General features: G+C 44.3%; 11 protein-coding genes. All 11 read left to right on the forward strand.

Features of this window, described 5'->3' with window-relative positions:
- Positions 1 to 444 (forward strand): 16S rRNA (adenine(1518)-N(6)/adenine(1519)-N(6))-dimethyltransferase (locus GX756_01550; GenBank protein ID NLC16549.1); only part of this gene is annotated, 444 nt, incomplete at its 5' end.
- Between the two features lie 281 nt (positions 445 to 725).
- On the forward strand, positions 726 to 1,589 hold the full coding sequence (locus GX756_01555) for a hypothetical protein (protein ID NLC16550.1): 864 nt from the start codon (positions 726 to 728) through the stop codon (positions 1,587 to 1,589).
- Between the two features lie 58 nt (positions 1,590 to 1,647).
- Entirely contained in the window at positions 1,648 to 2,127 is a 480-nt protein-coding gene (locus GX756_01560; GenBank protein ID NLC16551.1) for a nucleoside deaminase, read from the forward strand.
- Positions 2,128 to 2,276: 149 nt separating this feature from the next.
- On the forward strand, positions 2,277 to 2,552 hold the full coding sequence (locus GX756_01565; protein NLC16552.1) for a hypothetical protein: 276 nt from the start codon (positions 2,277 to 2,279) through the stop codon (positions 2,550 to 2,552).
- A 21-nt stretch (positions 2,553 to 2,573) separates the two neighbouring features.
- Positions 2,574 to 3,368, forward strand: a complete 795-nt coding sequence (locus tag GX756_01570; protein NLC16553.1) for a hypothetical protein — start codon at positions 2,574 to 2,576, stop codon at positions 3,366 to 3,368.
- A gap of 4 nt (positions 3,369 to 3,372) precedes the next feature.
- Positions 3,373 to 4,326, forward strand: a complete 954-nt coding sequence (locus GX756_01575) for a ribose-phosphate pyrophosphokinase (protein NLC16554.1) — start codon at positions 3,373 to 3,375, stop codon at positions 4,324 to 4,326.
- Positions 4,327 to 4,329: 3 nt separating this feature from the next.
- On the forward strand, positions 4,330 to 4,899 hold the full coding sequence (locus GX756_01580; protein ID NLC16555.1) for an aminoacyl-tRNA hydrolase: 570 nt from the start codon (positions 4,330 to 4,332) through the stop codon (positions 4,897 to 4,899).
- Between the two features lie 31 nt (positions 4,900 to 4,930).
- Complete coding sequence (gene mfd / locus GX756_01585; protein ID NLC16556.1) at positions 4,931 to 8,359, forward strand: transcription-repair coupling factor; 3,429 nt, start codon at positions 4,931 to 4,933, stop codon at positions 8,357 to 8,359.
- Positions 8,360 to 8,417: 58 nt separating this feature from the next.
- Positions 8,418 to 10,229 (forward strand): hypothetical protein, encoded by a 1,812-nt coding sequence (locus GX756_01590; GenBank protein ID NLC16557.1) that lies wholly within the window; start codon positions 8,418 to 8,420, stop codon positions 10,227 to 10,229.
- Positions 10,230 to 10,322: 93 nt separating this feature from the next.
- Positions 10,323 to 11,372, forward strand: coding sequence for a histidinol-phosphate transaminase (locus tag GX756_01595; protein NLC16558.1), 1,050 nt, complete (start codon positions 10,323 to 10,325; stop codon positions 11,370 to 11,372).
- A gap of 201 nt (positions 11,373 to 11,573) precedes the next feature.
- Positions 11,574 to 12,518 carry a magnesium transporter CorA family protein gene (locus tag GX756_01600; protein NLC16559.1) on the forward strand — a complete coding sequence of 315 codons (945 nt, stop codon included), beginning with the start codon at positions 11,574 to 11,576 and terminating at the stop codon, positions 12,516 to 12,518.
- Positions 12,519 to 12,522: the final 4 nt, after the last annotated feature.

Below are 12,522 nucleotides of genomic sequence, written 5' to 3' on the forward strand. Positions count from 1 at the left end.
GATTTTAACAACCCGCCAGCCAGCATTACCGTCATGGCGCAATTGGAAGTGGGACAAAGGATTACGGCAAAACCCGCTTCCAAAGACTACGGCGCTTTGACCGTGGGGATTGACAGCAAGTATCAAGCCAAAATTACCCGCAAAGTCAAAAAAGAGATGTTTATACCCCGGCCCAAAGTTGACTCTTGCGTAATACATTTGGCTTATCGCCCGTATAAAATAGACGATTATGGTTTTTTCAAAAGAACGGTAAAAAGCGCGTTCAGCGCGCGCAGAAAACAGCTTATAAACAACCTATCCGCCGAGTTTGGCCTGGCCAAAGATGTTTTAAAAGACATCTTGCAATCAATTAACCTGGACGCCAATATCCGCGGGGAGATGTTAAATACCCGACAGTTTATAGATTTATCGGCTGCCTTAAAAAAATACATCCAAAACAAATAAAAAGCCGTCTTATCTTGGGCGGGGGTTATTAAATGAACATTAATTCAAACAAAAATTTTATAAACTTAATAAACTTATAATAAAATAATTATTAATAAAATAATTATAATATTCAATAAAAAACCCAAAACCAAAAAACGCCTTTCAATCTTAAAGTTAAGGGCGTTTGTTTTGTTTATAGCTGATGAAATTTTTTATGGCGTTTTAGGCAATATTGCCAAACGGCATTATTTGCCTAAGTTTTCACATTATTTGCATTTTTTGGCATATAAATTACTGATATGTATTCGTATTACGACCTAAGGGTTGACATCCAATACTTGACAAGGATGGGCGCGGACCTTTTGTACATAGGCAACACGGTTTTGGGCCGGCCTATCCCGGCGCTTCATATCGGGGATTATTCGCCCAACCAAATACTTATCCAAGGCGGCGTCCATGCTAGAGAGCATATCACATCCCAGCTTATAGTGGAGCTTATATATTATGTGTTAAGACCTCATGGGACTGATTTTGGCGGGGGCGGGATGTATTTTGTGCCTATGGTGAATATTGACGGCGTTATGCTTTGCCAATTTGGGCTTGCGGAAGCGCCGCAATCTTTGCATGAGTTTTTGCTGAACATAAACGGCGGCAGCGACGATTTTTCGCTTTGGAAAGCCAACATAAACGCCGTGGATATAAACACCAATTTTCCGGCGCGCTGGGGAACGGGCGTTCAGAATGTGTTTTCGCCCGCGCCGTCGGATTATGTGGGACCCTATCCGGCGTCCGAGCCCGAGACGCGCGCGCTTATGGATATAACTTTAAGGGTTTATCCGCAGCTTACCATAAGCTACCACGCTCGCGGGCAAGAGATTTATTGGCAATTTTATCAGCAAGAGCCCAACCTCTCGCGCGATAGGGCGATAGGCCAAGTCTTTAGCGAGCTTACCACCTATGCCCTAATAGACGGGGCATTGGGCAGCGCGGGCGGATACAAAGATTGGTGCATTCAAGATTTTTTTATTCCGGCTTATACTTTTGAAATAGTTGACGCATCCTATCCTTATCCAATAGACTATATAGCGTTAGAAGAAGATTGGGAGCTTAACAAGCTTGTGCCCATTACCGCGTTAAACCAAGCAAAAGCGGTTTTTGGCTAAAAATATTTTTTTAACCCTTATATCATTTTTTAAAAAACAATCTATTGCGATAAGGTTGATGCCAATGACAGACGAACAATTTATGCTGATAGCGCTACAGGAGGCAAAAAAAGCCCTGAAGACCAAAGACGTGCCCGTGGGCGCCGTCATTGTCAAGGACGGAAAGATTATATCCAAAGGACATAACGAGCGCGAAAAACATAACGACGCCACAGCGCACGCCGAGATCGTGGCAATACGCCGCGCCAACAAAAAACTCAAGTCTTGGTATTTGGACGGGTGCGTTTTGTATGTGACCATGGAGCCGTGCGTCATGTGCGCGGGCGCGATTATCAACTCGCGCATAGATAAAATCGTCTTTGGCGCCTCGGACTTTAGGTTTGGCTGCTGCGGGACGCTGTATAATTTGCCCGAGGACGAGCGTTTTAACCACAGGGCGCGGGTGGTAAGCGGCGTTTTGCACGAACAGTGCGCCAAACTGCTTACCGATTTTTTTAAAGATTTAAGAGAAAAGCAATCCCGACAAACAAAAGAGTAAACTATCATTTATAGCCAAAAAAATGCTATATTTTAGGCGAAAAAGAGTTTTTTGAGGCCTTGGGCGCTTGTTATCGCCTTTGGTTGTAAATTATTGACATTATTTTTTAAAGGTAATAAAATAAGAATATGGTCCAGGATTTTTGCGGTGTGATCCTAAGGGTAGACAATCCTAACTTTAAACGCAGCCCCTCTTACGAGATAAAAATTTGGGGCAAGTCAATCTTAGAATGGGTGTCTTCCGTATTTTGGGAAGAGCCCATTATTTATGCCGACATAACGGGCAACGAAAAGTCCGATGCCGCGCTTATAGACCAAATCCTAAAAAATAACGATTTGGACCGCCAATATATCGCCATTTTGTTTTCGGACACTCCATTGATTACACGAAGAACCATAATGGAAGCCGTTGAGTATTGCAAATAAAACGACTTGGACTATGTAAAGATGACTCGCGTGTACATAATTAAAAAGGACTGCCCAAAACCTTTTGGCGAAATCGCCAAGTCCAAAACGCATTATTTCTCTTTTGAGGACGATTTTTTGACGGCTTATAACTTTAAGACGCTTTCGCTAATCAACGAAGTGCAAAAACAACGCATATTAGAACGGCATATGCACAACGGCGTTTATTTTCTGGACCCGTCGTCCGTTTTTATTGACGACACCGTTGAGATAGCCAGCGGGGTGACCGTCTATCCCAACAATCATTTGATTGGGAGCACCAAGATTAGCCAGGGCGCTGTTTTATACGACGGAAACTTTATTGCGGACAGCGTAATCGGCCAAAACGCCCAGATAAGATCGTCTAATATTAACGGCAGTTTCATAGGCAATAATACCACAGTGGGGCCGTTTGCGTATTTGCGTCCAGAAAGTTATATCGGCGAGGACTGCCGAATAGGCGATTTCGTAGAAACCAAAAAGGCGCGTATAGGCAACAAAACCAAAGTCGCGCATCTTACATACATAGGGGATTGCGAGCTTGGCCAAAATTGCAATGTCGGCTGCGGTGTGGTCGTTTGCAATTATGACGGCAAGAACAAGCATTTTTCCAAAGTGGGCGACAATGTGTTTATCGGCAGCAATACCAATATTATCTCGCCCGTAGTGATTGAGGATAACGCGTTTATCGCGGCGGGTTCTACCATAAACCAAAACGTGCCAAAAGATAGTTTGGCTATCGCAAGGGCGCGCCAAGTCAATAAGCCCGGCTACATGAAAATAAAATCGGAGGAATAGTGAAATGGTTACGCACAACAACAACATCAAACTCTTCGCAGGCAACGCCTGTCCCGTCTTAGCCAAAGAAATCGCCAATAGGCTGAATATAGAACAGGGCAAGATGGAAGTGGGCAGGTTTTCGGATGGCGAAATAAATGTCCATATCATGGAAAGCGTGAGGGGTTGCGATGTTTTTGTGGTGCAGTCCACTTGTTCGCCCGTCAACGATAACTTAATGGAGTTGCTTATTATAATTGACGCTTTGCGAAGGGCCAGCGCGGGCAGAATTACGGCCGTTATGCCGTATTTCGGCTACGCGCGCCAAGACCGCAAGACCCGAGCACGAGACCCCATAACCGCAAAGCTGGTCGCCGACCTTATAACTTCGGCGGGAGCGGACAGGGTGCTTACTATGGACTTGCACGCGCCGCAGCTTCAGGGCTTTTTTGATATCCCTGTTGACCATTTGTTTGGAACGCCCGTTTTGTGCAGAGAGATAGCCAAAACAGACTTATATAAACAAGACTTCGTGGTGGTTTCGCCCGATATGGGAAGCGTGTCTCGGGCAAGAGCTATGGCGCAAAGGATGCACACGCCTTTGGTTATTGTGGACAAGCGCAGGCCCGAGCCAAACTCCGTGGAAGTAATGAATATTATCGGCGAAGTAAAAGGCAAGGCGTGCTTGCTTGTGGATGACATGATTGACACGGCGGGAACGATTTGCCAAGCCGCGCAGGCGCTTATGGACGCGGGCGCTACCGAGGTTCACGCCTGCTGCACGCACGCCGTATTAAGCGGACAAGCCGTGGAGAGGTTGGAAAAATCGCCGCTTAAGACCATAACAATGCTTGACACAATAGAGCACAAAAGCAAACTCACCAGCGACAAGTTTAAGACGGTGAGCGTTGCGCCTATATTCACCGAAGCCATACAAAGCATATATATGGACTTGCCTTTGAGCAGGCTTTACGAATAAACAATGAAAATCATAGTAGGTCTTGGCAACCCGGGCAAAAAATATCTTCGCGCCTTCCATAACGTCGGATTTATGGCGCTGGAAGCCGCGGCCCAAAAATTAAACTTAAAAATCAAAAAGCTAAGATGCAAAAGTTTGATAGCCGAGTCCAATCTAAACGGGAACAAGTTTGTGCTTGCCTGTCCCCAGACATATATGAATTTAAGCGGCGAGGCTGTGGTTTTACTGTTGCAAAAATTTAAAAGCACCCTTGACGAGCTTTTGGTGGTCTATGACGACGCCGATATTAGCTTAGGGTCGTTAAGGCTAAGGCCTTGGGGCGGAGCGGGCAGTCACAACGGCATGAAAAATATAATCCATTGCCTTGGCAGCGAACAGTTTAAGCGCCTGCGGATTGGCATAGGCCCGCCGTCCGAGCATATACCCTTGCATGAGTATGTACTTCAAGATATTCCGCTAGATTTAAGGCAGGCTATGTTTGAGGCGATAATGCGCGCAAGCGACAGCATAATTGACTGGATAGGCGGCGCGCCTTTTGACGCCGTTATGCAAAATTACAACAAAACAATTTAATTTATTAAGAATTTAACCAAAATAATAATATATGCCTATAAAAAATAATCTTCCAATACCGCGCGAGGTTCAAGATATCGCGCTTTTGATCTCGCGAGGCTTTTCAGCCTCGCTATTTGGCTTGTCTTTGGGAGAAAAAACTTATTTTGCCGCCTGCATTCCCGATTTTGTTTTGTATGTAGCGGCGGACTATTACCAGGCCTCAAAGGTTTGCGGGCAATTGTCCCATTTGTGCGAGGCCGCGCTTTTGCCCGCGATTCCTGACTTATTGACATACAAACAAAGCGCTTCCGAGGAAATATTTTTTAAGCGCATAGACGCCTTAAACAGGCTTATTAGCGGCAAGCTTGATGTTTTGGTTGTAAGCGCGCAGAGCTTGTGCGAGCTGTTCCCCAAAAAGTCCGACCTTAAAGACAATATCATTGAAATTTCCCTAAACCAGACGGTTAACATAGACGGTATCGTATCCAAGCTTCGTTTTGGCGGATACAAAAGGGCGACGCTTGCGAATTCTCCCGGTTATTTTTCGCTAAGGGGCGATATTTTGGATATTTATCCTTACGCGGGCGAGCCCGTAAGGATCGAATTTTTTGGGGATTTGGCGGAAAGCATAATGACCTATTCCCCGAGCGCGCAGACACGGTTAACCCCCTTGCAAAGCGCGACCATATATCCGGCCACGGAGTTTTTTGTAAGCCAAGATTGGATAGAGAAGCTAAAAAAAGAAATCCCGCTAGCGCGCAATGACAGCCTTGACCCCGACTCAAAAGCCCGTCAAGACAGAATTATAGACGAATTGATGTTCAAGCTGGAAGCCCAGTCAATTGATAACTCTTTTGCGTATATCTCTTATATGTTGGACATGCGGCCTTTGGCCGAGCTTTTGCCCCAAGACGCAATAATTATTTACGACGAGCCAAAGTTGGTTTTGGACGCTTTTGACAATTTATACAGCGAGCATTATTCGCGGTTTAAATCCTTGCTTGAGTTGGGCGAAGTCTTCTCAGGATCGGAGAGGCAGCTTATAGCCCGCCAAGAAGTTTTTGGGCTTTATGAAAAGTTTAAAAAATGCGCTTTATGCAAGATTGTCTCGTCAAACAAAATTTTTGAGCCCGATAAGATTTTTAACTTCAGGGCGACGCCTATAACGCGCTATGTCAACAATATGGAAGAACTGATCCAAGACTTAAAAAACTGGAAGGCTAATTCCTACAGCGTCTTGCTTACGGCAAAGGACCAATCATCAGCCAAATCGCTGCAATCGGCTATAGCCGAAAAAGGATTGTTTATAGATATACGCGACCAAATCCCGTCGGGCTTTTTGGATTCTTCTAAAATAATTATCTCTCCCATAAAAACGGGCATTGGGTGTTCTTGGCATAACGATAAATTCATACTTATAGGCAACGACGATTTGTTCGCCAAAAAAAGAGCGCTTTTGCCTTCGCGGACCAGAGATGTCTTTTTTGAGGTCAAGGAGGGCGATTACGTCGTCCACTTTATACACGGCATCGGCATTTGCAGGGGCCTAACCCGCCTGAGCAGCAGCTTAGGAACGAGGGATTATATCGTCATAGAATACCGTAACGGCGACAGGCTTTATGTGCCCACCGAGCAGTCCGATTTGCTGTCCAAATACAGCGGCTCGTCGCCTAAATTGTCCAGGCTGGGCGGCGCGGAGTTTGGCAAAATCAAACAAAAAGTAAAAAACGAAATCAAAAAAATGGCGTTTGATTTGCAAGAACTTTACGCGCAAAGAAGCCAGCAAAAAGGCCATGTTTATGAGATAGACGAGAAGTTGCAAAGGGCGTTTGAGGATTCTTTTGAGTTTGCCGAGACCCCAGACCAAAGGACCGCAACTGATGAAATCTTAAACGATATGAGAAAGGGCGTGGTAATGGACAGGCTTATTTGCGGCGATGTGGGCTATGGCAAGACCGAGGTGGCTTTGCGCGCGGCTTTTGCTACCGTTATGTGCGACCGCCAGGTCGCGTTTTTGGCGCCCACCACCATATTGTCCGAACAGCATTACAGGACGGCCTGCGAGCGGATGAAAGACTGGGGCGTTAACGTGGAAGTTCTAAACCGCTTTAAGTCCGCAAAAGAGGCCAAAGACATCCTAAAAAGGCTAAAGGCGGGCGAGATAGATATCTTGTGCGGCACCCACCGTATCTTGTCCAAGGATGTGGAGTTTAAGGATTTGGGGCTTTTGATTTTGGACGAAGAACAGCGCTTTGGCGTGGAAGATAAAGAAAAAATCAAGACGCTGAAAACCAATGTCAATGTTCTGAGCATGTCGGCCACTCCCATTCCCAGGACATTGCATATGTCGCTAAGCGGAATAAGGGACATAAGCATCTTGAGCGTTCCCCCTGCCGATAGACTGCCTATACAAACTTATATCGCCGAATTGTCCGACGGGCTTATAAAAGACGCCATCACCCGCGAGCTAAGCCGCGGCGGACAGGTATTTGTGGTCTATAATCGCTCTGAATTTATTGACGGTTTCGCGGCCAAGGTAAAAAAACTGGCGCCCCAAGCCTTGATAGAGGTTGTTTTCGGCACTATGCCCGAGTATCAGCTTGCGCGCGCGGTCAAAAGGTTTTACGAGGGCGAAAGCAATGTCTTGGTCTGCACCACCATAATAGAAAACGGAATTGACTTGCCAAACGCCAATACCCTGATTGTGTGCAATGCCGACAGGTTCGGGCTTAGCCAGCTTTACCAGCTAAGAGGCAGGGTGGGCCGAAGCAATAGGTTAGGTTATGCATACCTTACCTTTGAGCCCGACAAGGAACTGACTTCGCAAGCTTATAAAAGGCTGGAAGCCTTAATGGAATTCACAGAATTGGGCAGCGGGTTTAAGATCGCGCTCAAGGACTTGGAAATAAGGGGGGCGGGCACGGTTTTGGGCAAAAAACAACACGGGCATATGGAAAAGGTGGGATACGAGCTATATACCAAACTCTTAATCCAGGCCCGGCAAGAGCTGGAAAATAAGCAGGCGAAAGAAATAGCCGAATGCCGCATAGAAACCGATTTTGACGCCTATATTCCCGATGAGTTTATAGACGACAGCGGCGTCAGAATGAGGCTTTATAACAAAATCTCGTCCATCCAAACGCCCAAAGACCGGATGGACATACTCCAAGAAATAAAAGATGTCTTCGGGGCTGTGCCCAAACAAGTGGAAAATTTGGTCAATGTGGGATTGTATAAAGGCTTGGGCGTGCGGGCAAGAGCCAGCGTCGTCCGCTTGGAAAAAAACAATGGCTGGATATTGTTTAACGAAGTTACGCCCGAGCTTATTGATATTGTCAACCAATTTCAAGACTGCGCTTATTTGGACTTAAGCAAAAAACCCAAAGTTTTGGTCAAAAGCCAAGCATATAAAAATGTCTATGGTTTCTTGGAGGCTTTGGCTAATAAATACGACCAAAAAGAATTGCTAAACAACTAAAAATTAAGTATAATATTAGATACTGCAAAATTATAGGCACATAAAGGTCGGAGATGATATGATAAAAAAACTATTGACAATCTTGTTATGCATAGCGCTTGGGCTGGGCGTTTTGTCGGGCTGCAGGCTGTTTGTGCTGAACGAGGAAAAAGACTTGGCCGAATCGGTGGCCGTTATAGCGTCAAGAACTTTGCCCATAAAAATCAAAAAAGACAACGGCGGTTTTGAGGACAGCATGTTTACCTCAGAAGAAAGGGTTGTTTCCAAGCTTGAATTATATAATGTTTTTAGGCAATACGGCCAAGACTATCAATCCCAATACGGCATGTCGGCCCAAGAAGCTTATGACAAACTGCTTGACCAGTTAATTGAACGCGAGTTATTGATAAACGAAGCCCAAAGGCTTATCGCCGCCAACTTAATCAAATTCAGGCAATCCGAGCTAAACCAAATTTGGAAAAATGTATATGACCAGATTGACGACGAATTGTATGAGTTTGAAACCGAAATCGCCAAAGAATACGATCAAGAAATATATATACGCGGACAAGGCGAAGACCTCGAGCCCGATTGGCCTGTCTTGGAATACGCCTACGCGCCTGACGAGGATGAAGACTCCGACTATGAAATAAAAGACAATATTATTATGGACGAAGAGCCTTGGCAGCCCGAAGGCAGCAGGGGCCCTATATTTGATTATTCCATTATTGAACACGGCGCGGAAAAAGCCAAGCAAGCATATTTTAAAACGGACGAATACCGCCTGGCCGCGTTAAAGACCGAGGCTTTGAGAAGATTTCTGCAAGGCATAAGGGAAAGAATTAACCCCGATATTTTGTCGCCCGCGAACGCGGCTAAGTTTGAAGCCGATCTTAAAAAAATAGACCAATACAAAAACACCCCGCCGCACGAATTCGCCAAATTATATACCCAGCTTCAAGATTTTTGGTTTATAAGATATCTTTATTACGAAAACGCGTATAACGCGATGTTGTTTAACAAGCTGCAAGAATACGCCGAAAAGGATGTGGCGGTAACAGAAGAAGAGGTAAAAGCTTATTACAACAAAAAGTTAGCCGAACAAAAAGCTTCCTTTGACGCCGATATTTCCAATTATATCTCAGCGTTAAAAGACGGCAACGACCTGATATTGTATCACCCTCAAGATGTAAAATGGTTTTATGTTAAGCATATACTGATTCCTTTTTCGGACGAGCAAAAAGCCAAGATTGACGAATACAAAAAGCTAGGCGTTAGCGAAGAAGCGGTTAAGGCTTTCAGGGATAAGCTTGCGGGTCAAATAACCTCTTATGCGCATGAGTTTGGCTATAATGTGGGCGAGCCCAAACATATATCCGTTATAGAAAACGAAATATATGGGAAAATGAAACATTTGGAGGGCAAGTCAAGTTCGGCCGAGCGGAAATTTGAACAGCTCATCTTCAAATACAATACCGACCCGGGCATCTTTAATAATGTCAAGGGTTATGGAATGCAGTACGCGACCGAAAAAGGCGAATCGGGATATCAGCTTGAGTTTGAGGAAGCGTCGTTTAAGCTGTTTGAAAAAGGCGTTCTGGGCGCCATTGAAAAGGCCGTTACCGACTACGGCGTGCATTATATAATGCTGTCTTCCATTGTCAAGCCTGAAACAAAACAACTGGGCGAATACACAAGCGTGTTCCAAGACGGCCTGCATGACACCACTTACCAAAAAGCTTTGGAAAAAGAGCTTTTGGACAAGAAAAAAGCCGACGCTTTTACCAATTACCAAAACCAAATTCTTAAGCAGCTAAACAGGGAATGGAAGCCGTATATCACCATTTATAAAGACCGCTATAAAAGGCTTGTTAAGCTCGCGAAAGGCTAATAAGGCTTTAATATAAAACTTTATAAAACGCATTATTAAAAAATATGCCCTTTCGCTTATCGGGCATATTTTTATAAATATGGGAGATTAATTATGTTTATTAGCAAAAAGGCGCAAACCATCCGAGAATATACGGCGGGCGAGCAAATCAATTGGGGATATATCAAACTAAACTCCAACGAAAACGCCTATCCGCCGTCCAAAGCCGTGTTAAAGGCTATTAAAGACGAAACCAGGCTTAACTATTATCCCAATCCCAAAGCCGAGGGTCTAAAAAAGGCGCTGGGCAAACTGTATGGCATTAATCCCGATAATATTTTTATCGGCAACGGCAGCGACGAAGTTTTGGGGCTTGCGTATATAGCCTTTTTTGACCCAAAGGACAAGGATATCGTCTTTGCCGATATCACTTATAGTTTTTATCCCGTATGGGCCGAGCTTTATGATATCAATTACCGCGAAATACCCGTAGGGGACGACTTTGCCATTAACGCGGACGATTATCTAAATCTAAATAACTGCCAAGGCATTATTATAGCCAACCCGAACGCGCCCACTTCTTTGGAAATGGCTTATAAGGACATTTTAAAGATTGTAAAAGCCAACCAAGACAAGGTAATAATCATAGACGAAGCTTACGCGGATTTTGGGACTTATAACTGTTTGGATTTGGCCAAAGAATATAACAATGTCTTAATCGTGCGCACTTTTTCCAAAGCTTGGGCGCTGGCGGGCCTAAGATGCGGCTTTGCATTCGGGGATATTAATTTAATAAAAGGCCTTGAAAAGATAAGGGATTGTTTTAACAGTTACTCTATTGACCGCCTTGCCCAGGCGGGCGCGATGGCCGCGGTAAACGATTACGAACACGCTAAAAAGACAACAAATAAAATAATTAACACCCGCCAAAGAGTAATCTCGTCCTTAAAAGAAAAAGGCTATAATGTGCTTGATTCTAAGACTAACTTTATCTTTTTTAAGCCCAATTTGCCCGCAAAGACCGTAGCGCAAAGACTAAAAGAGCGCAAAATTTTGGTAAGGCATTTTGACAACCCTAAAACAAAAGATTATCTAAGGGTAAGCATCGGCGCGGACGAGCAAATGGATAAGTTTTTGGACGCGCTTGCAAAAGTCGATAAATAAAAAAATCTTTCATTTTTATTATAAATCGTTTGATTTAAAATAAACGCCAATGGTATAATCAATTTTAGGAGTTTATATTATGGACGACCCTAGCGGGAGAAGCAAAATATTAAATTAGACAATTAACCGCCCGTTTAAAGATAATTAATGCGCGGTTAATTGTTCCGCGCATTTTTTATAATAATAAATAGGCGATGTGTTATGGTAAGATACTTTTTTACTCCTGTCGGCGAAAAAAACGCCCATGAAATTGAGTCCGCGGCCAAAAACTGCTGGATTCATATGGAAAACCCAAACGATTTGGAAATAGAAAACATATCGGCTGTCACGGGCGCGCCCGCGCAGATGATAAAAGCGGCTCTGGACGAAGAAGAGCGCGCGCGTATTGAAATTGAAGACCAATGCAAACTTATCTTGGTTGATATCCCTATAATGAACGAGTCCGAGGAAGGAGAGTCTTATTATTATAACACATTGCCGTTAGGCATAATCATAACCGGGGAGCATTTTATCACCGTTTGCCTAAAGCCCACCTCGGTTATTAGCGATTTTATACAGGGCAGGATAAAGGGCTTTGATATTAACAAGCCCACCAGGTTTTTGTATCAAATTCTTTATAACAACTCGGTTAAATTTTTGCATTATCTAAGGCAAATAGACAAATTAAGCAACCGCATACAGCTCAAACTGCACAAATCAATGAAAAATAAAGAGCTTATCCAGTTGCTTGAGCTGGAAAAGTCTTTGGTTTATTTCTCCACGTCCATAAAGTCCAATCACGCCGTTTTGGAAAAAGTTTTGGCGAGCTCAATCGTCAAGCACTATGACGAAGACCAAGATATCTTGGACGACGCCGTCATAGAAAGCCGTCAGGCCATGGAAATGGCCGATATTTACCGCGACGTGCTAAGCGGCACAATGGACGCTTTCGCCTCGGTTATCGGCAACAACCAAAACAAAGTGATGAAACTCTTAACCGCCTTGACCATTATTATCACTATACCCACCTTGATAGCGTCCTTTTTCGGCATGAACACGCCGCTGCCGCTGCAAACCCACAAACTCGGGTTTTGGATAATCGTAGGGATCTCGGCTTTATGCTCAGGGATTGCGGCGTTGATTATGTATAGAAAAAAGATGTTTTAGATAA

It is taken from the genome of Clostridiales bacterium (assembly GCA_012512255.1).
Taxonomy (GTDB): domain Bacteria; phylum Bacillota; class Clostridia; order Christensenellales; family DUVY01; genus DUVY01.